A 20,801-nucleotide genomic window follows, 5' to 3' on the forward strand; every position below is an offset into this window, starting at 1 on the left:
CGGTTCGCCTCTGCATACACTGTCCGCCCCGACAGGAAACCTCATGCAGAACGATCTCATCCAGCGCGCCAGTCGAGCTTATGCGGAGCACGCGTTTGGCATCGCCGTCGAATTGGCCGATGAAGCCGTCGCCGAGAATCCGCGCAACGCCGATGCGCTTCATCTGCGCGGCCTGATCGCGCTGGCGCTGCGCAAGCCGGAAGACGCGCGAACGTGGCTCGCACGCGCCATCGAACTTTCCGCGCATCCGGGCTTTTGCAACTCGCTTTGCGTGACGCAGCTGCACCTGCGCGACTTCCCGGCCGCGGCGCAAAGCGCGCGCCTCGGACTGCGCATCGCCGATGAGCGCTTTCCGGATTACGGCGACATCGCCCTGCTTTGGTTCAACCTCGGACTTGCGCTGCAACTCGACGAGCAGATGGAAGCGGCGGCGCAGAGTTATCGGCGAGCGCTCGGGCATCGGCCGGATCACGCGGCATCGCATAACAATCTGGGCGCGGTACTCAACCGTCTGGGCGATCTCGACTCGGCAATCGAGCATACGAAAGCCGCCATCGCGCTCGATCCGGACAACCTCGAAGCGCACAGCAATCTCGGCCATGCGCTGCTCGCGGCGGGACGCTACGACGAAGCGTGGCCGCATTTCGAGCACCGTTGGGCAAGCTTTCAGACGGGCGGTCAGACGCTCGGCGCACGCGCGCCCGAGTTGCCGATTCCGCTCTGGCGCGGCGGCCCGCTTCCCGCCGGCGCGAGCCTGCTCGTGCTGCACGAACAAGGCTTCGGCGATGCGCTGCAATTCTGCCGCTACCTGCCGATGGCGCTGGAACGCTGCGCGCGCGTCGGCTATGTCTGTCCGGCGCCGCTGCGGCGGCTCTTCGAAGAATCGCTGTGCGCGCGCTGGCCGAACATCGTTCTCGTCGACGGAGACGCCGTCGATCTGTCCGTGTGGACGCACCATTGCCCGCTGATGTCCTTGCCGATGTGTTTCGGCACGCGCATCGGCAATATTCCCGCGCCGACGCCCTATCTGCGCGCCGATCCCCAACGCGCGCGTTTCTGGGCGGAACGAATCGGCGAGCGCTCGATGCCGGCGGTCGGTCTCGTCTGGGCGGGCGGCCACACGCATTCGCGCGGCGACAAACGGCGCAGCATCGCGCCGGAAACGCTCGCGCCGCTGCTCTCGTATCGCGGCGTGCGATGGATCAGCCTGCAAAAGGCCGAGCACGCCGACAAGCAACTGCCGCCCGCGTTCGCCGGCCAGATCGCCGACTGGATGGACCGCGTCGGCGACTTCGCGGACACGGCCGCGCTCATCGACGGACTCGATCTCGTGATCGCGGTCGATACGTCGGTCGCGCATCTCGCCGCCGCGATGGGCAAGCGCGTCTGGCTGCTGAATCGCTTCGCGGGCTGCTGGCGGTGGCTGCGCGATCGCGACGACACGCCGTGGTATCCGGACATGCGCCTCTTCACGCAGACGAAGCGCGGCGACTGGACCGACGTGCTGACGCGCGTGCGCACCGAACTCGAAAACCTCGGCGAGCGCGTCGTCTGACACACGGTTGCGTGCATTTCGTTACAAGGTGTGGCGGTATCGGAGAAGTCCAGCGGGTAGAATCGGGGCCTCACTGCTAGCACGCACGTTACAGACACACTCGCATGAATCTACAAGACCAGCTCGGCGCGCTGGAGTCGAGCCTCGATACGCTCCTTCAGACCGCTGCCGCATCTGCGCGCTCATCCGCCGGCTCGCCTGCCGCTCCGCCCGCCGTATCGGACGAACCGCCCGCTTTGCGCGATGTGCGCGAACCGGTCGATGCCGACGCGCCCGCCGAACCGCCCGCGCTGAACGAGCCCCCGACGCTCGTCGTGTCGCGCCCGGAGCGCGATGCGGTCGAAATGACGATCGCGGGCAAGACGGTGAAGCTGAGCCCGGAAGGTGTGTCGGAACTGATCGAGGAATTGTCGAACGTGCGCGCGTCGATGTCGCCGGATCAGCCTGCGGGCATTGCACCGGGATGGCGCTTCGCCGCCACGAAGAATCCCGTGATGGCGACGCAGAAATACGCGAACGGCGACCGCCTGCTGGTCTTGCGCCACGCCGGGCACGGCTGGGTGCCGTTCACGTTCTCGCCGAACATGGTCATCGAGCTGTATGCCATGTTGACGAAGAAGTGAGAAGCCGCGTTTACGAACCTTCCTGCGTCGGCGCCTGCACGCGCGCCTTCCATTGCCCGCCCTTCCCGCTCCAGTACCGCACGGCCGAGCCGATCGTCGCGCTGACGTAGAACAACGCGACGAGCGGCAGGAGCGGCGCCCACAACAGCGATCTGCGGTAATAGCGCAGCATCGGACCATAGGCGATGCACATCAGCGCCCACGCGGCGCATGCGGGCCACGCGCTCGCGCCGTATGCCAGCGCGAGCACCGGCGGCGCGAGATAGATCACCGCCATGCCGAGCACGGTGCCGGCAAGCAGCAGAGGCGAATAGCGCAATTGCGTGAACGCCGTGCGCGCGATCATGTTCCAGATGTCCCGCCAGCTATCGTACGGACGCAGCGACACGCTGTGCTCGGCGAGATCGAGGCGGATCGGGCGCGCGTCGTTGCGGCCCGCGCGATGCTTGATGCGCGCGGCGAGACTGCAATCGTCGATCAGTTCCTGCCGGATCGATTCGATCCCGCCCGCCTCCACGAGCGCCGAACGGCGCACCAGCATGCAGCCGCCTGCCGCGCCGGCGGTCGCCTTCTTCGCGTCGTTGACCCATTCGAACGGATAAAGCTTCGCGAAGAAGAAGACGAACGCCGGAATCAGCGCCTTTTCCCAAAGGGAATCGCAGCGCAGACGGACCATCAGCGAGACCAGATCGCGGTCTTCGAGAATCGTGCGCGCGACGAGTTGCGTGGCGGCATCGGCCGGATGGTGGATGTCCGCGTCCGTGAGCAGCAGGAATTCCGCCGGCAGGCCGAGCTTGTCGATCGCGCCGATGCCCTGCGACTGCGCCCACACCTTGCCCGACCAGCCCGGCGGCAGCGGCTGCGCGGTCAGGATCGTCAGACGGTCTTCGAGGCCGAGATCGCGGGCGGCGGCGAGCGCGACGTTCGCGGTGCCGTCGGTGCTGTGGTCATCGACGACGATCACATGGAACGCGCCCGCATAGTCCTGCTTGAGCAGCGAGCCGACCGCGCGGCCGATGACGTCGGCTTCGTTGCGCGCAGGCACGACGGCGACGAGCGCGGGCCATGCGCCGCGGCGCGCGATCTCGGCGTTGCCGACAGCGTGGATCGTCGTATCGGATAGCGCCGGCGCGGGTTGCGCGCGCCAGAATCCGCCGCGGGCGAACAGCAGCACGATCCAGATCAAGAAAGACAGCCAGGCGATCAATAGCATGAGTAAACGATTAGCTTGAAAACAGTGGCGCAGCCGATGGCGCGATGGACCCGGCGTTGCGCGAAAAATACACCAGGGAAACAGCGCGGCGAGCCGGTCCGCGAGGCCGCGCGGCAAGGGCGCGTGGCGCGGATCTCGACGCCATGCGGTCCGAAGCGTCCGACAGTTTACTGGGTTCTCAAAATCGCCGTATTTGCGTGTGCCGAAGCGCGTCGCGAAGTGAAGCGGGCATTGAGCACCCAAAAAGGGAACGCGTTAGAATACGCGGTCAACTTCGGCGCGCAGACCGACCCCACCGTGTCTTTTTTTCCGGTCTGCTTTCCCCGGCCTTCCTGACGCTTCCGAGCGTCGTTCGTGGCCAGGTCTTCGGGAAAGTGCGAGCTTCGCGCCGGCTAACCCGAGACCCGCGCCAGTCGGAGTTCGTTCGAATATGCGTATCATCCTTGCTCAACCCCGCGGCTTTTGTGCGGGCGTGGTCCGTGCGATCGAAATCGTCGATCGGGCCCTCGAACGGCATGGCGCACCGGTTTATGTGCGTCACGAGATCGTTCATAACCGTCATGTGGTCGACAACCTGCGCAGCAAGGGCGCAAAGTTCGTCGAAGAACTCGATGAAGTGCCGCACGGCGCGGTCGCGATTTTCAGCGCGCACGGCGTCGCGCAGAGCGTCGAGAAAGATGCGCGGACGCGCGGGCTCGACGTGCTCGACGCGACCTGCCCGCTCGTCACCAAGGTTCATGTGCAGGGCCGCCAGTATGTATCGCAGGGGCGCACGCTCATTCTGATCGGCCATGCGGGTCATCCGGAAGTCGAAGGCACGATCGGGCAGATTCCCGGCGTCGTCGTGCTGGTGCAGAGCGAAGCCGAAGTCGCGACAATGACGCTCGCGCCCGATACGCCCGTCGCCTATGTCACGCAGACGACGCTTTCCGTGGACGACACGCGCGGCATCATCGATGCCTTGCAGCGCCGCTTCACGGATATCGTCGGCCCGGACACGCGCGACATCTGCTACGCGACTCAGAATCGCCAGGCCGCCGTGCGCGAGCTGAGCACGCAAGTCGATGTGCTGCTCGTTGTCGGCGCCACCAACAGTTCCAATTCGAACCGCCTGCGGGAAATCGGCGCCGAGAGCGGCGTTCCGAGCTATCTCGTCGCGGACGGTTCGGAGATCAAGCCGGAATGGTTTGCCGACGTGCAAACGGTCGGCATCACCGCGGGCGCTTCGGCGCCCGAGGAAATGGTCAAACATGTGATCGATGCCCTGCGCGCGTTCGGACACGTCGAAGTCACGACGATGAACGGCCGCGAGGAAAAGGTCGAATTCAAACTCCCCGCGAAGCTCACTCAGCCGGTCGCCGCCGTTGCGGCAGCCGCGGTTCGCGAAGAATAAGGAGAGGACACAATTGTCTATCCCGATGCTCCAGAAGGCCCGCGTTGGCGCCTATATCTTCAAGCAACACCTGACGGGCACCAAGCGTTACCCGCTCGCGCTGATGCTGGAACCGCTGTTCCGCTGCAATCTCGCCTGTAACGGCTGCGGCAAGATCGACTATCCGGATCCGATCCTGAACCAGCGTCTGTCGCTGCAGGAATGCCTCGAAGCCGTCGACGAATGCGGCGCGCCGGTCGTGTCGATCGCGGGCGGCGAGCCGCTGCTGCACAAGGAAATGCCGCAGATCGTGAAGGGCATCATGGCGCGCAAGAAGTTCGTGTATCTCTGCACGAACGCGCTCCTGATGGAAAAGAAGATGGACGATTACGAGCCGAGCCCGTACTTCGTCTGGTCCGTGCATCTCGACGGCGATCGCGAGGCGCACGATCACTCGGTTTCGCAGCCGGGCACGTACGACAAGGCTGTCGCGGCCATCAAGGAAGCGAAGCGCCGCGGGTTCCGCGTGAACATCAACTGCACGCTGTTCAACGATGCGGAGCCGGAACGCGTCGCGAAGTTCTTCGACACGCTCGGTCCGATCGGCGTGGACGGCATCACGGTTTCGCCGGGCTATGCCTACGAGCGCGCGCCGGATCAGCAGCACTTCCTGAATCGCGAAAAGACGAAGAACCTGTTCCGCGAGATCTTCAAGCGCGGCAACAACGGCAAGAACTGGTCGTTCAGCCAGTCGACGCTGTTCCTCGATTTCCTCGCGGGCAACCAGACGTATCAATGCACGCCGTGGGGCAACCCGGCGCGCACGGTGTTCGGCTGGCAGAAGCCGTGCTATCTGGTCGGCGAAGGTTACGTGAAGACCTTCAAGGAACTGATGGAAACCACCGACTGGGACAAGTACGGCACGGGCAAGTACGAGAAGTGCGCGGACTGCATGGTCCACTGCGGCTTCGAGGCGACCGCCGTGATGGACACGGTGGCGCATCCGCTGAAGGCCGCGAAGATCGCGCTGTCGGGCCCGCGCACGACGGGCGCGTTCGCGAAGGATCTGCCGATCGACAAGCAGCGTCCGGCCGAGTACGTGTTCTCGAAGCACGTCGAGATCAAGCTGGAAGAGATCGGCCGCGCGCAGAAGAACAAGGGCGCGAAGACGGCGGCGGCGGTGAATTGAGCTTCGGTTGAACGGAGCGTGGAAAGGGCGAATGGCTTGGGTCATTCGCCCTTTTTGTTTTCTCTGCTACCGAATCGTCGTGACGTGTTCGTAGCTTAGAATCTGCCGGTCCTTGGTCACCAGCGGAGCGGATAGCGAACGCGCCGTCGCGACTATCATGCGGTCGGCTGGATCGCACCTCGCGCAGCGCCCAAAAAAAACGCGACGGCTCTCACCGTCGCGTTATCTTCAATCACCACCCAGCAGCATCAACTCAGCAGCACTTCCCCGCTCCCGACCCGTACCTCGCCTCCTGCCGCTCGCGGAAGAACTCCGCGTAGCTCATCACCGGCTTGTCGGGATGCGTCGTCTGCATGTGCGTGACATATGCGTCGTAATCGGGCATCCCGACCATCAGACGCATCGTCTGGCCGAGATACCGTCCTGCCTGCCGAAGATCGCTGAACATCGCTCGACTCCTTAGTGGCCCGCGCGCACCGCGGTGGAAGCGCCGGAAGGCATCGCTTCGAACGGCGTTTCGCGCACGGTCGGCTTCGCTTCGCGACGCGCCCGCAGCACGGCCAGCACGCCATATACCGCGATGCTCAACACCACGAAGATGAACAGGCCGGCAAGCGCCGCATCGACGTAATCGTTGAAGATGATGCGCTGCATCTCCGCGAGCGACTTCGCCGGCGCCATCACCTTGCCCGCGTCGTAGGCGTCCTTCAGCTTGCCGGCGTGCGCGAGGAAGCCGACCTTCGGATTCGCATCGAAAATCTTCTGCCAGCCGGCCGTCAACGTGCAGATGAGCAGCCACGCAGTCGGCACGAGCGTGACCCACGCATAGCGTTCGCGCTTCATCTTGAACAGCACCACGGTGCCGAGCATCAGCGCGATGCCCGCGAGCATCTGATTCGAGATGCCGAAGAGCGGCCACAGCGTGTTGATGCCGCCGAACGGATCGACCACGCCCTGATACAGGAAGTAGCCCCACGCGGCGACGCACAGGCCCGTCGCGACGAGGTTGGCCGGCAGCGATTCCGTGCGGCGCAGCGCCGGATGGAACGTGCCGAGCAAGTCTTGCAGCATGAAGCGGCCGGCGCGCGTGCCCGCATCGACGGCGGTGAGGATGAACAGCGCCTCGAACAGAATGGCGAAGTGATACCAGAACGCCATCATCGCCGGGCCGCCGATCACCTGATGAAGAATGTGCGCCATGCCGACCGCGAGCGTCGGCGCGCCGCCGGCACGCGCGACGATGGTCGTCTCGCCGACCGCCTTCGCCGTCGACGTCAGCATGTCGGGCGTCAGCACGAAGCCCCAGCCCGAGACGGTCTGCGCGACCGCTTCGGGCGTCGAGCCGAGCAGCGCGGCCGGGCTGTTCATCGCGAAGTAGACGCCCGGTTCGATCACGCACGCGGCGACGAGCGCCATGATCGCGACGAACGATTCCATCAGCATCGCGCCGTAGCCGATGAAGCGCATGTTGACTTCGTTGTCGATCATCTTGGGCGTCGTGCCCGACGAGATCAGCGCGTGGAAGCCCGACACCGCGCCGCATGCGATCGTGATGAAGAGGAACGGGAACAGATTGCCCGACCACACGGGACCCGTGCCATCGACGAACTTCGTGAAGGCCGGCATCTTCAGTTCGGGCGCGACGATGAGAATCCCGATCGCGAGGCCGAGGATCGTGCCGATCTTGAGGAACGTCGACAGATAATCGCGCGGCGCGAGCAGCAGCCATACCGGCAGCACCGACGCCACGAAACCGTAGCCGATCAGAATCCACACGAGCTGCACGCCGGTGAACGTGAAGTACGGCGCGAGCGTCGCGGATTCGGCGACTTGTCCGCCGTACACGATCGCGAGCATCAGACCGACGAAGCCGATGATCGACACCTCGCCGATGCGTCCCGGGCGAATGTAGCGCGTATAGACACCCATGAAGAGCGCGATCGGAATCGTCGCGGCAACCGTGAACGTGCCCCACGGCGAATTCGTCAGCGCCTTCACGACGATCAGCGCGAGCACCGCGAGAATGATCACCATGATGAGGAACGCGCCGAACAGCGCGATCACGCCGGGCACGGTGCCGAGTTCCATCTTGATGAGATCGCCGAGCGAGCGGCCATCGCGGCGCGTCGAGATGAACAGGACCACGAAGTCCTGCACCGCGCCCGCGAACACCACGCCCGCGAGAATCCACAGCATGCCGGGCGTGTAGCCCATCTGCGCCGCCAGCACCGGGCCGACGAGCGGACCCGCGCCCGCGATCGCCGCGAAGTGATGGCCGAACAGCACGTACTTGTTGGTCGGCACGTAGTCGAGACCGTCGTTGTGACGAACGGCCGGCGTCATGCGCAGGCCGTCGAGCTGCAACACTTTCGTCGCGATGAAGCGTGAGTAGAAGCGGTAAGCGATGAGATAGACGCAGACCGCCGCGATGACGATCCATAGTGCGCTGATCCGCTCGCCGTGCGCGAGCGCGATGGTGCCGAATGCGAACGCGCCCAGTAGCGCGAGCGCGATCCAGACCAGGAATCCGGAAGCCCGATTCATGGCGTCTCCTTAGTTATTGACCCTTCCGGGCCGATGATTGCGCCGTGATAGCGCATTGGGCGGTAGTATTCGCTTTCGCCCGGGCGCTTACAAGCGCATAACTACTTATGCGCGCTACGTGGCTTCACGTAGCGGAAAACCCTGTGTTTCCAGCAAGCGGCGCGCCGCGGCTTCGAATGTGAACACCCTGTATCGATGAATCTCAAGGCAAAGATCTTCCTGCTCGCGATCGTGCCGTTCGCGCTTGCGATCGGCGGCATCACCTACGGCGTGCGCCAGCAGGCGCAAGCGCTCGCAGCAGCGCAGCACGACACGACGCAGGCCGCGTACCTGTCGAGCAAGGAGATCGAACTGCGCCATTACGTCGAGATTGCGACGAGCGCGATCGCGCCTTATTACGACGCACCCGCCGACGATCCGCGCAGCGACGACGAACGCCGCCGCCTCGCGCTCGACGCGCTTCAACGTCTCGACTTCGGGCAGGACGGCTACTTTTTCGTCTACACGATGCGCGGCACGTCGCTGATGCATCCGCGCCAGCCGGATCTCGTCGGACGCGATCTCTGGCTCATGCGCGATCCGAACGGCGCGCTGACCATCCAGGAGCTGATTCAACAGGCGTCGAAAGGCGGCGGCTATGTGCGCTACGTGTGGCGGCGTCCGTCGACCGGACTGATCGCGCCGAAGCTCGGCTATGTCGTGCCGCTCGAACGCTGGGGCTGGATGATGGGCACGGGCATCTATCTGGAAGATGTCGAGACGACGCTCGCGCGCATCGATTCGCAGGCAGCCGGGAATATCCGCCGCACGCTCATGTGGATCGGCGCGATCGCGCTTTTCGGGCTCGCGATCATCGCGGTGTGCGGCGCGGTGCTCAACATCAGCGAGCACCGCAGCGCGGACGCGAAGTTGAAGCGCCTCGCGCGGCAAGTCGTCGATTCGCAGGAACAGGAACGCGCGCGGCTATCGCGCGAATTGCACGACGGCATCAGCCAGATGCTCGTCTCCGTGAAGCTGCTCCTCGAATCGGCGCTGGCGCGTTTCGAACGGAGCGCGGCGCGCGAACCGACCGCCGAAGCCGCGCTCGCGACGAGCCTCGGACGCCTTTCCGGCACGCTGCGCGAAGTGCGCCGCATCTCGCACGCGCTGCGTCCCGCGATGCTCGACGATCTCGGCCTCGCCGCCGCGCTCGAACAGCTCGCGCGCGAATTCGACGGACAGGACGGCCCCGAAGTGCGCTTCGAAGCGACCGCCGAGGGCAAGCCTTGTGCACCGCAACGCGCGACGCTGCCCGATCCCGTCAATACCGTGCTCTTCCGCATTGCGCAGGAAGCGCTGACCAACGTCGCGCGGCACGCGCAGGCTTCGCGCGCGGCGGTCACGCTCGATATCGCGACGCACGCCGTCACGCTCGACATCACCGACAACGGCCGGGGCTTCGACGCGCACGACGCGTTTTCCGATCCGGCGAGCGGCATCGGCCTGCGCAACATGCGCGAGCGGCTCGACACGCTCGGCGGCACGCTCGCGATCGACTCGCAGCCGGGCCGCACGTCGATCGTGGCGCGCGTACCGCTGCCGCTCGCCGCACCGAATCTTCAAGGACATACCGATGAGCGCTGAAATCGCCCGCATCATTCTGGTCGACGACCATCCGCTCGTGCGCGACGGCTTGCGCGCGCGGCTCGACTCCGTGCCGCATCTGCGCGTGATCGGCGAGGCCGGCAACGCGAAGGAAGCGCTCGCGCTCGCCGCCGACGAAGCGAATCCGCCCGATCTCGCGCTAATGGACGTCGGCATGGCCGGCATGAGCGGAATCGAACTCGCGGCGCTGTTCCACGAGCGGCATCCGGGTATCCGCGTGCTGATGCTGTCGATGCACGACAACGTGGAATACGTGAAGCAGGCGGTGCGCGCGGGCGCGAGCGGCTACGTGCTGAAGGATTCGCCCGCCGCCGAGATCATTCAGGCGATCGGCGCGGTGCTCGCCGGCAAGACGTTTTTCAGTGCCGGGCTGGCCGCGCGCATGATCCAGGCACAGTCGATGCAGACGCCGCTCGAACGCCTGACGCCGCGCGAACTCGACATTCTGGATGCGCTCGCCGAAGGCTTATCGAGCAAGCAGATTGCGCAGCAGCATGGGCTGTCGGTGCGGACGGTGGAAACGCATCGACAGAACATGAAGCGCAAACTGGATATCGACGGACAGGCCGAACTCATCAAATTCGCGGTGGAGCACCGCCGCACCTGAAGCCCGGCCCGGCCTGACAGAGAGCGATCAGCCCGCGGAACGGGCGTTATGCTCGGAAAGGAACTTGATGAGACCGTCGACGCCGCCCTTTTGCAGCTGACCGACGAATTGTTGCTGATAGACCTGGATGAGCCATGCGCCCATCATGTCGATGTCGTAGATTTTCCAGCCCTGCGGTGTCTTCTGCAGGCGATAGCGCACCGGATTGTCGCCGCCCGTGGAAATGACATGTGATTCGACGACGGTGTCCTTCGCGTTGGCGTCGACGTTGGGCGCGTCGAACTTGAAGGTCACGTCCTGATCGCGGAGCTGCGCGAGCGATGCCGCGTAGGTGCGGACCAGCAGCGTCTGGAACTGGTCGTAAAGCTGCTTCTGCTGCTCGGGCGTGGCGGTCGCCCACGCCTTGCCGACCGCGATGCGCGTCGTGCGCTGGAAGTCGGTGGCGGGCAGGAAACGCGTCTCGACGAGTTGCGTGATCTTCGCCATGTCGCCGCCGCGCGCCTGCGGGTCGGCCTTCATGGCCTTGACCGTGCCTTCGACGGCATTCTTGACGACGGCATCGGGACTCGTTTGTGCGAATGCCTCGCCTGTGAAAGACATCGAGGCAAGGAGGAAAGCGAAGCAAATAGACAGATAGCGTTTCATGGCACCCGTTCTCTAATCAGGTTTGGTGGCGCGGGTAGTGCGGCCTTCGGACGTTGCAGGAGCGGCCAGGCGGCTGCGAGTCAGTATATCGACACCTTGCCAGCGTAACAGTTCAAGGACGGACCGTTCAGTGCGCCCGGTATACTTGCGCGGCATCATGCGATTCACGCGCTCGCGCGCGCAAAAATAACAGGCACTCCAGGTAACGTCTTCATGCTGACGTCCAACATTACTCGCTTCGTCACCCTCGCCATTCGCCGGCCGGCGTGGATTATCGCCGTTTCGCTGCTGCTCGGCGTGCTGTCCACGATTTATGTCGTCCATCACTTCAAGATCAGCACCGACGTCAGCCAGCTGATCGAGACGGAGCCGGAGTGGGCCGCGCGCAGCAAGGCCATCGAGGAAGCGTTTCCGCAGCGCGGCGCGGCATTGCTGATCGTGGTTCAGGCGCCCGCGCAGGAATTCGCCGATGCCGCCGCAAGCGCGCTCGCCGCCGCGCTCGCGAAAGAGCCGGAGCGCTTCAGGTCGGTGTCGCAACCGGCGGGCGGCGAGTTCTTCGAGCACAACGGACTGCTTTATCTCCCGACGGAGAAGGTCGAGCAGGTCACGAAACAGCTCGTGCAGGCGCGTCCGCTCATCAATACGCTCGCGCACGACCCGACGCTCACCGGCCTCGCGCAGACGCTCAACACCACGCTCAACCTGCCGCTGACGCTCGGACAGGTCAATCTCGGCCAGATGGCCGGCTTGCTCGGCAAGAGCGCGACCGTGCTCGATCGCGTGCTGGCGAATCAGCCGGCGGCGTTCTCGTGGCGCGGCCTCGCGGACTCATCGCCGAACGATGCGCCCGGGCGCGCGTTTGTCACCGTGTTGCCGGAGTTGAACTTCAACGCGCTGAAGGCGGCGGCGGGCACCTCGGAAGAGATTCGCGCGAAGGCGGCGGAACTCGGCATCGACAAGAAGTACGGCGCGACGCTGCATCTGACGGGCGCGCAGCCGCTCGCCGACGAAGAGTTCGCGTCCGTGCAGGACGGCGCCGTGCTCAACGGCGTGCTGACCTTCCTCGTCGTGCTGATGATCCTCTGGGTCGCGCTGCGTTCCAAGCGCATGATCCTCGCGGTGTTCATCACGCTTTTCGTCGGGCTCGCGATCACGGCGGCGCTCGGACTCATGATGGTCCACGCGCTCAACATGATCTCGGTCGCGTTCATGGTGCTCTTCGTCGGACTCGGCGTGGACTTCGGCATCCAGTTCGGCGTGAAGTATCGCGAAGAGCGCTACAAGCACAAGCGGCTCGATGTGTCGCTCGCGGAAACCGCGCGCCATGTCGCGGTGCCGCTCACGCTCGCCGCCGCCGCGACCGCCGCGAGCTTCTTCTCGTTTCTGCCGACCGCGTATCGCGGCGTGTCGGAGCTGGGGCTGATCGCGGGCGTCGGCATGTTCGTCGCGTATGCCACCAACATGACGCTGCTGCCCGCGCTCATCAAGGTGTTCGCGCCGCCGGGCGAAGCGCAATCGCCGGGCTTTCCGATTCTTGCGCCCGTCGACGAGTTCCTCGACAGGCATCGCAAGCCGGTGCTGATTGGCACGCTCGTCATCGTGATCGGCGCGCTGCCGCTGCTCTTCAATCTGCGATTCGACTTCAATCCACTGCATCTGAAGGATCCGCACACCGAGTCGATGGCGACGCTCATCTCGTTGCAGGACTCGCCGGAAGGCGCGGTGAACGACGTCGCCGTGCTCGCGCCCTCGCTCGCCGATGCGGATGCCATCGCCGCGAAGCTGAAGAAGCTGCCGGAAGTCGGCAGCGCCACGACGCTCTCGTCGCTCATTCCCGGCGATCAGCCGAAGAAGCTCGAACTGATCAAGGCCGCCGCCGATCAGCTTTTGCCCGCGCTCGATCAGCAGACGGCCTCGCCCGTGACGGACGCCGTGCGCGTGGCGGCGTTGAAGCGCGTATCGAGCCAGCTCTCGCTCGCCGCCGACGAGCATCCCGGTCCGGGCGATAAGGAAGCGAAGCATCTGTCCGAAACGCTCGGGAAGCTGGCGCAAGCCGACGCCGCGACGCGCGATCGCGCCGAGCATGCGATGGCCGAGCCGCTGCGTATCGCGCTCGCGCAATTGCGCGCGCTGCTCACGCCGGCGGAGATCACGCGCGAAACGCTGCCGCCGCACATGGTCGCGTCGTTCGTGACGCCGAACGGCCAGGCGCTCGTCGATGTCGCGCCGAAGATTCCGCCTGGCGTCGATCCCAACGACGACGCGCTGCTCGCGCACTTCGCCGATGCCGTGCAGAAAGCCGAGCCGAACGCGATCGGCGGGCCGATCTCCGTGCGTCATTCGGCGGAAACGATCATCAAGGCGTTCGAGCAGGCGGCGCTCTATTCGCTGATCGCGATCGCGGTGCTGCTGTGGATCGCGCTGCGCCGTTTTGGCGACGTTCTGAGAACTTTGGTACCGTTGCTCGTTTCCGCGATCGTCACGCTGGAATTGTGCGTCGTCTTCAGGATGCCGCTCAACTTCGCGAACATCATCGCGTTGCCGCTGATGCTGGGCGTCGGCGTCGCCTTCAAGATCTATTTCGTGATGGCGTGGCGTTCCGGCCAGACCCGGCTGCTTCAGTCCAGTCTCACGCATGCCGTTATGTTCAGTGCGGCCACGACCGCGACCGCATTCGGCAGCCTGTGGTTTTCCCATCATCCGGGCACGTCCAGCATGGGACGGCTGCTGGCGCTGTCGCTCTTTTGCACGCTGATCGGCGCGGTGGTCTTTCAGCCGGTATTGATGGGCAAGCCGCGCAAGGTGCGCGCGGCGGCGCGCGCGAAGCTCAGGGCGGCGCAACGACATGACAACCTAAGAGGAATTGAAGAATGAAGTCGGGATCGACGGCTTTGACCGCTCGTGCTGTGCGTAAATTGGGCTTGAGTCTCGCGATTGTGGGCGCGCTCGCGACGACGGGATGCGCGACCGGCCCGGATCGCAATCCGAAGGATCCGCTCGAACCGATGAACCGCAAGATCTTCACGTTCAACGACACGCTCGATACCTATGTCGCCAAGCCGGTCGCGCAGTTCTACGTCGATTACACGCCGAGCCCGTTCCGCACGGCCGTCAGCAACTTCTTCTCGAATCTCGGCGATTTCTCCAACTTCGCGAACAACCTGCTGCAGTTGAAGATCACCGATGCGACGCAAGATCTGATGCGTATCGCGATGAACTCGGTATTCGGCATCGGCGGTCTGATCGATATCGCATCGCCGGCGGGTCTGCCGAAGCATCATCAGGATTTCGGGCTGACGCTCGGGCACTACGGCATGCCATCGGGACCGTATTTGGTGCTGCCGCTGCTCGGCCCGAGCTCGTTCCGCGACTCGGCGACGTGGCTCGTCGACTGGCGCGTGAATCCGTTGAGCTATTCCGATGCGGAGATTCGCTGGCCGCTCTTCGGCCTGAACTTCGTGAGCGCGCGGGCCGACCTGATCGGCGCGACCGATCTGCTTTCCGCTGCCGCCCTCGACAAATACGCGTTCGTGCGCGACGCGTATACGCAGCGGCGTCAGTATCTGCTGACGGGCGGCGGCGCGAGCTCGCTGCCCGACTACGGCGACGAAGGCGCATCGGCGCCCGAAGGCGCGAGCGCGCCGGGCGAAACCGGCGGCGGCAGCACGGAGCAAGGCTTGCCGACGTATGTGGATCCGGGCGCGGCGGCATCGCCGGCCGGTGGCGTCGGCGGGAAATCGCCTGCGCCGGAAGAGAATGCGCCGAAGACTCAGCCGTCGCCGAGTTCGAGCAAGGCGCAGGGATTGCCGCAGTACGACGATCCCGCAGCGCAGCCTGCGAAGTGACGAGCTTGTAAAACGAAACGGGCGCTTCGGCGCCCGTTTTCTCTTTAGTGTGCGGCTTCTTCCGCGACTTCTTCGAGCAGGTCGTCGCCCGACACTTTCGGCGCTTCGACGACGCCCTGATCGCGGCGATAGGCTTCGAACAATTCATCCGCGTAGCGAATTTGCGTCCGGCCGTGCGGCGAGGGCTCGCCCTGTTCGTTCAGATTGACGAACACCATCTTCTCGACGGTCAGAATGCTTTTTCGCGTGATCTTGTTGCGCACTTCGGCGCGCAGTGTGATCGACGTGCGGCCGAATTGCGTCGCGGTGATGCCGAGTTCGATGATGTCGCCCTGCCGCGCCGAGCTCACGAAGTTGATTTCCGACATGAACTTGGTCACGACGCGCTGATTGCCCAGCTGCGAGATGGCGTAGATCGCGGCTTCTTCGTCGATCCAGCGCAACAGGCTGCCGCCGAAGAGCGTGCCGTTCGGGTTCAGGTCTTCGGGCTTGACCCATTTACGGGTGTGGAAATTCATTTGCGGTACCTCGCTTTCATTGCTGCGCGCGTCGCGGAGTTCTTGTAGACGCGCGCCAGATTAGGGTTTTCCCTGATTATACCGAGATGAGGGTTAACCCGCAGAAAGCAAGGGATGAGACCGAAGCGCTATGCCACCACCAACGCCCGCGCCGATTCCATCGCGTGCCGCGCCTGCACGAGCGTCGCGCGGGCGGCGCGGGCATCGGATGCAAGGCGCAGAAGCGCGCCCAACTGCGCGGGATCGCGGACCAATTCGCGCAAAATCGGACCGATCGCCGTCGTGCCGTCATCGCGCAAACCGGCCGTCGCGGCGGTCGGCAACGTTCGCCACGCGGGATCGACCACGGCGCGGCACACTGCGAACGGCAAGCCGCGCGCCGTCGCGATGGCCCCGGCGATATGCGATTCCATATCGACGGCCAGCGCGCCCGTCGACGAATGCAGCGAGCGCTTTTCCGCCTCGGTCTTGACGGGCGCCGTGACGCCAGCCGTCTTGCCGCGCCGCGTGACGCGCTCGACGGGCGTGCCCGCGAACGCATCGACGATGCGCGCCGACCACGCCGCATCGGTATGCAGCTCGCCGAAAGGACCGCACACGCTGTCGGCGACGATCAGCGCGCCCGGCTTCAGATCCGGTGCGAGCCCGCCCGCCGTGCCGAAGCTGACGATTCCCGAACAGCCGCGCGTGAGCGCATCGGACAGCGCGCGCTCGAGCAGATCGGCGCGCGCCGCGAATACGACATCGACGCCGCGTCCGCGCACGATCTTCGCCTCGAACGCCATGCCGGTCACGGCGACGACGGGCGCGTTCACATCGCCGCCGTCACGCGCGTGAGCCCGTCGCGCGTCAGATTGCGATAGCGCGCGAGCGCCCACAGCGGGAAGAACTTGCGATAGCCGTGGTATCGCAGATAGAACACGCGCGGAAAACCGGTCGCGGTGAAGCGCGTTTCATCCCACAGGCCGTGCTTTTGCTGCGTCTTCAGCAGATAGCCGACGCCGCGCGCGACCGCCGGATGCTCGACGAGACCGGCCGCCATCAGCCCGAGCAGCGCCCACGCCGTCTGCGACGCGGTGCTCGGCGCCTGCTCATAACCGCGATAGTCGAGCTTGTAGCTGTCGCCGTCCTCGCCCCAGCCGCCGTCGTCGTTCTGGATGCCGATGAGCCAGTCCGCCGCGCGCTTCATGCGCGTGTCCGTCGGCGCGACGCCCGCCGCGTTCAGCGCGGACATCGCCGACCAGGTGCCGTAGATGAAGTTCATGCCCCAGCGCCCGTACCAGCTTCCGTCGCGCTCCTGATCTCGCACGATGTACTCGAACGCGCGACGCGCCGGCTCGCTGTTCAACGACGTCTCGCCGAGTTGCGCGAGCATCGACAGGCAGCGCGCGGAAACGTCGACGGTCGGCGGATCGAGCAGCGCGCCGTGATCCGAGAACGGGATGTTGTTCAGGTAAAACTGCGTGTTTTCGGGCTCGAACGCGCCCCAGCCGCCGTCGCTGCTCTGCATGCCGACGACCCATTCACGCGCGCGCGCAATCGACTCGCCGTACAACGCGGTGCCGTTTTCGCGATCGGCGCGTTCCATCGCCATCGCGACGACGGCGGTGTCGTCGACATCCGGATAGTGCGGGTTCGCGAACTGGAACGCCCAGCCGCCGGGCCGCACGTCCGGGCGGCGCGAAATCCAGTCGCCGCGCACGTCGAGAATCTGCAGCGGCACCAGCCAGTCGAGGCCGCGCCGGACCGCCGCGCGCGCCTTCGGCACGCCGGTTTCGAGCAGCGCGTGCGCCGCGAGCGACGTGTCCCACACCGGCGACAGACACGGCTGGCAATACGCTTCGCCGTCGTCGGCCGGGTCGATGACGAGCAGCTTGTCGAGCGACTTGCGCGCGATCGCGCGGTTCGGATGCTCGGGCGGATAGCCGAGCACGTCGTACATCATCACCGAGTTGGCCATCGCCGGGAAAATCGCGCCGAGGCCGTCCTCGCCGTTCAGCCGCTCGTCGACGAAACGCACGGCTTCATCGATCGCGCGTTCGCGGCCGGCTTTCGGCAGAAGCGGATCGGCGACGCGCAGAATCGAATCGACCACGCGGAAAAAGGCGAACCAGCCGCGGCTCTGGTGCCCGGCGCGCGACGGCATCCCGGTATTGACCGGCGGATTCGTGAACACTTCGTCGATACGCACGCCGCGCGGATTGCGGGCGCGCGGGCGCTTGGCGTTGAGCACGAGCATCGGCACGATCACCGTGCGCGCCCAGTACGACACCTTCGACAGATGGAACGGGAACCACATCGGCAGACGCATGATCTCGACGGGCATCATCGGCACCGCGCGCCACGACACGACGCCGAACAGCGCGAGCAGGATACGGGTGAACACGTTCACTTTCTCCGCGCCGCCCGCGGCGAGGATTGCTGCGCGGGCGCGCTCCATGTGCGGTGCGTCGGGCGAATCGCCGATCATCTTCAGCGCGAAATACGCCTTCACGGTCGCGGAGACATCCATCGCGCCGTCGGTGAAAAGCGGCCAGCCGCCGTCCTCGCGCTGAATGCGGCGCAGATAGCGGCCGATCTTCGCTTCGAGCTTTTCGTCGGCGGTCTCGCCGAGATAGTGGACGAGCAGCACGTATTCGGCGGGAATCGTTGCGTCCGCTTCGAGTTCGTAGAGCCAGTAGCCTTCCGGATGTTGCGCCGCGAGCAGCGCATCGGTGGCGTGGTTGACGGCGGCGTCGAGCGGCGCGCCCGAAACCTGCGCGCCCACGGCCGAAAGGGATAAATCGTTCATCAGCGTTCCATCGATTGATTCAACAGCGCATCCGCGGCCTTCTGGCCGGAGCGGATCGCGCCTTCGATCGTCGCGGGCAGGCCGGTCGCCGTCCAGTCGCCCGCGAGCGTGAAATTGCGCCAGCGGGTGCGCGTGGCGGCCCGCAAGCCTTCCTGCGCCGGCACGGCGGCAAACGTCGCATGTTCATCGACGACGACTTGCCAGGGCGGCGTCGGCACGGCGGGCATCCGCACGGCCTTCGCCGCTTCGCGCCAGACCGCCTGCGCGAGCTCTTCGCGCGGCGTCGCGAGCCATTGGCCGGCGCTCGACAGCGTGACCGAGAGCCGTCCGTCGGCCGCGAAAAGCCGGTCCGACATGCCGTTGACGAGACACGTCAGCGGCTCGAAGCCCACGGGTGCATCGACGGCAAAATGCACGGTGACGATCGCGCGCGATGCGTCCGGCGCGCTCAACCCCGGCACGAGGCGCCGGGCCGCATCGGGCGGCACGGCGAGCACCACGCCGTCGCCGGGCGCGAGCGTCAGCGGGTCCGCGCCGTCGAAAGCGAGCGAGCTTACACGCTCCGTCGAATCCGTGCCGGATACCCCGACGGCCGCGACGCGCGAGCCGAGCCGGATCTCCGCGCCGCCGTACTGCAAGAGCCGCAGCGCGGGCTCGACGAACGCGTGCGACAACCCGCTTCTCGCGATGAGCGGACGGCACGCCTGGCCGCCTTGCGCGACGGTTTCGCGCAGCAGGCCGGCCGCGAGTTCCGCGCTCGCCTCGGACGGATCGGCGTTGAGCATCGCGCGCAAGAGCGGGCGCGCGAGCAGGTTCCATACGCGATCCTTGCGCCGCACGCATTCTTCGACCGTGCGGCCCGGTTTCGCCCACAGGAGCGGCAGAAACGGCAGGTAGTCGGCCGGCTGCGTGCCGGGCACGCGCGCGTCGGCATCGAAGATCCAGCGCGGCAGGCGTCCGGACGACATGCGGATCGTCCACGCGTCGCCGCTCGCGACATCGAAAAAAGGATAGTCGGGCTGCGTCGGGCCGATCAGCGTATCGGTTGCGCCGATCGCGCGCAGGTACGCCATCGTCGATTGGTAGCCCGAAAGCAGCAGATGATTGCCGTTGTCGAGCGTGACGCCGAGCTTCGTATCGAAGAAAGAGCGGCAGCGTCCGCCCGCGTGAGGCGCGGCGTCGAGCAGCACGACGCGCGCGCCGCGCCGTTGCGCCTCGACCGCGGCGGCAAGACCGGCGATGCCCGCTCCGACGACGAAAACCCGCCGGGACATCAGATCAGATTGCGCGCCACGATCCACAGCAGGCGCGAGCGCGGCGTCCGCACGCGCGTGCGCGGCAGGTCGAAACCGCGTTTGAGATTGGCGTCGAGCACGGTGCGATACGCCGCCGACATGATGCGCGGCGCGCGCACCTGCGAGCGCGGCGAAGCCGCCATGATCGCGTCGGACTGCGCGTAGTGGCCCTTCGCGCGCTCGGCCAGCACGGCGCACACGCGCGGCAGGCGTGCGTCGCCGACGATGCTCGCCGGATCGCTCGTCGAAATGCCTTCGCGCGCGAGCAACTCGCGCGGCAGATACACGCGGCCGATTTCGGCGTCTTCGTCGATGTCGCGCAGGATGTTGGTGAGTTGCAGCGCGCGCCCCAGATGATGCGCGAGCCGCCGGCCGGCGTCCTCGTGCATCCCGAAGATCCTCACCGACAGCCGGCCGACGGCGCTCGCCACGCGGTCGCAATAGAGGTCGAGCGTGGCTTCGTCGGGTGCGACGATATCGCCGGCGGCGTCCATCGCCATGCCGTCGATCACGGCGTGGAAGTCGTCGCGGGAAAGCCGGAAAGCCTGGATGTGCTGCGTGAGCGCTTCGAGCGATTTCTTCGGCGCGCCGGCGTAGCACGCATCGATGTCCTCGCGCCACTGGTCGAGCGCGAGCGCGCGCTCGCGGCGCGGCAGCGTGCCTTCGTCGGCGATGTCGTCGACCGCGCGGCAGAACGCGTAAATCTGGTACATCGCGTCGCGCTGCGCAGCCGGAAGGATACGCATCGCGAGATAAAACGAGCTTCCCGACGACGTTTTCGCGGCGTCGGGGGCAGGATCGTCAGCGATGATGTTGGAAACGGCCAAGACGAACTCCGCTGTGGCGCCCCCACGGGCAAATTAAGAGATCGGGCGCCGGACCCGACGCGCGCGGAACCACCTGGCGCTGAGCGGGACGATCAAGGAAGAAAGCCGGCGCGAGCCGGCTGCGACTGCGCCG

At 65.7% G+C, this 20,801-nt stretch carries 18 protein-coding genes and 1 pseudogene; 9 read left to right on the top strand and 10 right to left on the bottom strand.

Going from position 1 to position 20,801, the window contains the following annotated elements:
• The first annotated feature begins 43 nt into the window (after window positions 1–43).
• Both NCS03_RS20010 and NCS03_RS20015 read left to right on the top strand, forming a co-directional pair.
• Window positions 44–1,555, top strand: coding sequence for a tetratricopeptide repeat-containing glycosyltransferase family protein (locus tag NCS03_RS20010; protein WP_250529649.1), 1,512 nt, complete (start codon window positions 44–46; stop codon window positions 1,553–1,555).
• Between the two features lie 104 nt (window positions 1,556–1,659).
• Complete coding sequence (locus NCS03_RS20015; protein ID WP_008354286.1) at window positions 1,660–2,178, top strand: hypothetical protein; 519 nt, start codon at window positions 1,660–1,662, stop codon at window positions 2,176–2,178.
• Window positions 2,179–2,188: 10 nt separating this feature from the next.
• On the opposite strand, the gene NCS03_RS20020 is transcribed toward NCS03_RS20015, so the two are convergent.
• A complete protein-coding gene (locus NCS03_RS20020) occupies window positions 2,189–3,391 on the bottom strand; it encodes a glycosyltransferase (protein WP_008354285.1) in 1,203 nt (400 codons plus the stop codon).
• Between the two features lie 15 nt (window positions 3,392–3,406).
• On the opposite strand from NCS03_RS20020, the gene NCS03_RS20025 reads away from it, so the two are divergent.
• From NCS03_RS20025 to hpnH, 3 genes are all read left to right on the top strand, one after another.
• Entirely contained in the window at window positions 3,407–3,727 is a 321-nt protein-coding gene (locus tag NCS03_RS20025; RefSeq protein WP_250529650.1) for a hypothetical protein, read from the top strand.
• Between the two features lie 94 nt (window positions 3,728–3,821).
• On the top strand, window positions 3,822–4,784 hold the full coding sequence (ispH, locus tag NCS03_RS20030) for a 4-hydroxy-3-methylbut-2-enyl diphosphate reductase (RefSeq protein ID WP_008354283.1): 963 nt from the start codon (window positions 3,822–3,824) through the stop codon (window positions 4,782–4,784).
• A 13-nt stretch (window positions 4,785–4,797) separates the two neighbouring features.
• Window positions 4,798–5,952 (top strand): adenosyl-hopene transferase HpnH, encoded by a 1,155-nt coding sequence (hpnH, locus tag NCS03_RS20035; RefSeq protein ID WP_008354282.1) that lies wholly within the window; start codon window positions 4,798–4,800, stop codon window positions 5,950–5,952.
• Window positions 5,953–6,018: 66 nt separating this feature from the next.
• Here the strand turns inward: hpnH and NCS03_RS20040 are convergent.
• The 3 genes and pseudogenes from NCS03_RS20040 to NCS03_RS20050 form a co-directional block, all read right to left on the bottom strand.
• Window positions 6,019–6,126: pseudogene (locus NCS03_RS20040) on the bottom strand (PIN domain-containing protein); the annotation flags it as partial.
• Window positions 6,127–6,205: 79 nt separating this feature from the next.
• Window positions 6,206–6,400, bottom strand: a complete 195-nt coding sequence (locus NCS03_RS20045) for a YbdD/YjiX family protein (RefSeq protein WP_008354281.1) — start codon at window positions 6,398–6,400, stop codon at window positions 6,206–6,208.
• A gap of 11 nt (window positions 6,401–6,411) precedes the next feature.
• Window positions 6,412–8,496 (bottom strand): carbon starvation CstA family protein, encoded by a 2,085-nt coding sequence (locus NCS03_RS20050; RefSeq protein ID WP_008354280.1) that lies wholly within the window; start codon window positions 8,494–8,496, stop codon window positions 6,412–6,414.
• 195 nt (window positions 8,497–8,691) lie between these two features.
• On the opposite strand from NCS03_RS20050, the gene NCS03_RS20055 reads away from it, so the two are divergent.
• Together NCS03_RS20055 and NCS03_RS20060 are read left to right on the top strand one after the other, a co-directional pair.
• Window positions 8,692–10,119 (top strand): cache domain-containing protein, encoded by a 1,428-nt coding sequence (locus NCS03_RS20055; RefSeq protein ID WP_250436190.1) that lies wholly within the window; start codon window positions 8,692–8,694, stop codon window positions 10,117–10,119.
• A complete protein-coding gene (locus tag NCS03_RS20060; RefSeq protein WP_008354278.1) occupies window positions 10,109–10,747 on the top strand; it encodes a response regulator in 639 nt (212 codons plus the stop codon). The genes NCS03_RS20055 and NCS03_RS20060 overlap by 11 nt, the downstream gene beginning before the upstream one ends.
• A gap of 27 nt (window positions 10,748–10,774) precedes the next feature.
• On the opposite strand, the gene NCS03_RS20065 is transcribed toward NCS03_RS20060, so the two are convergent.
• Window positions 10,775–11,392: an MlaC/ttg2D family ABC transporter substrate-binding protein gene (locus tag NCS03_RS20065; protein WP_175982336.1), complete on the bottom strand. Its 618-nt coding sequence runs from the start codon at window positions 11,390–11,392 to the stop codon at window positions 10,775–10,777.
• A 213-nt stretch (window positions 11,393–11,605) separates the two neighbouring features.
• On the opposite strand from NCS03_RS20065, the gene hpnN reads away from it, so the two are divergent.
• Window positions 11,606–14,266: a hopanoid transporter HpnN gene (hpnN, locus tag NCS03_RS20070; RefSeq protein ID WP_250529651.1), complete on the top strand. Its 2,661-nt coding sequence runs from the start codon at window positions 11,606–11,608 to the stop codon at window positions 14,264–14,266.
• A complete protein-coding gene (locus tag NCS03_RS20075) occupies window positions 14,263–15,237 on the top strand; it encodes an MlaA family lipoprotein (RefSeq protein WP_250529652.1) in 975 nt (324 codons plus the stop codon). Before hpnN ends, NCS03_RS20075 begins: the two co-directional genes overlap by 4 nt.
• 44 nt (window positions 15,238–15,281) lie before the next feature.
• On the opposite strand, the gene NCS03_RS20080 is transcribed toward NCS03_RS20075, so the two are convergent.
• The 5 genes from NCS03_RS20080 to hpnD all read right to left on the bottom strand — a co-directional run bounded on the left by NCS03_RS20080 (window position 15,282) and on the right by hpnD (window position 20,668).
• On the bottom strand, window positions 15,282–15,755 hold the full coding sequence (locus tag NCS03_RS20080; RefSeq protein ID WP_008354273.1) for an acyl-CoA thioesterase: 474 nt from the start codon (window positions 15,753–15,755) through the stop codon (window positions 15,282–15,284).
• 128 nt (window positions 15,756–15,883) lie between these two features.
• Complete coding sequence (locus NCS03_RS20085; RefSeq protein ID WP_239295351.1) at window positions 15,884–16,540, bottom strand: phosphorylase; 657 nt, start codon at window positions 16,538–16,540, stop codon at window positions 15,884–15,886.
• A gap of 26 nt (window positions 16,541–16,566) precedes the next feature.
• Window positions 16,567–18,546: a squalene--hopene cyclase gene (gene shc, locus NCS03_RS20090; protein WP_250440822.1), complete on the bottom strand. Its 1,980-nt coding sequence runs from the start codon at window positions 18,544–18,546 to the stop codon at window positions 16,567–16,569.
• Window positions 18,546–19,820 carry a hydroxysqualene dehydroxylase HpnE gene (hpnE, locus tag NCS03_RS20095; RefSeq protein WP_250529653.1) on the bottom strand — a complete coding sequence of 425 codons (1,275 nt, stop codon included), beginning with the start codon at window positions 19,818–19,820 and terminating at the stop codon, window positions 18,546–18,548. The genes shc and hpnE overlap by 1 nt, the downstream gene beginning before the upstream one ends.
• Window positions 19,820–20,668 carry a presqualene diphosphate synthase HpnD gene (gene hpnD / locus NCS03_RS20100; protein ID WP_250436266.1) on the bottom strand — a complete coding sequence of 283 codons (849 nt, stop codon included), beginning with the start codon at window positions 20,666–20,668 and terminating at the stop codon, window positions 19,820–19,822. Before hpnD ends, hpnE begins: the two co-directional genes overlap by 1 nt.
• Between the last annotated feature and the right edge of the window lie 133 nt (window positions 20,669–20,801).

The organism is Caballeronia sp. ATUFL_F1_KS4A (assembly GCF_023630905.1).
GTDB classification, from domain to species: domain Bacteria; phylum Pseudomonadota; class Gammaproteobacteria; order Burkholderiales; family Burkholderiaceae; genus Caballeronia; species Caballeronia zhejiangensis.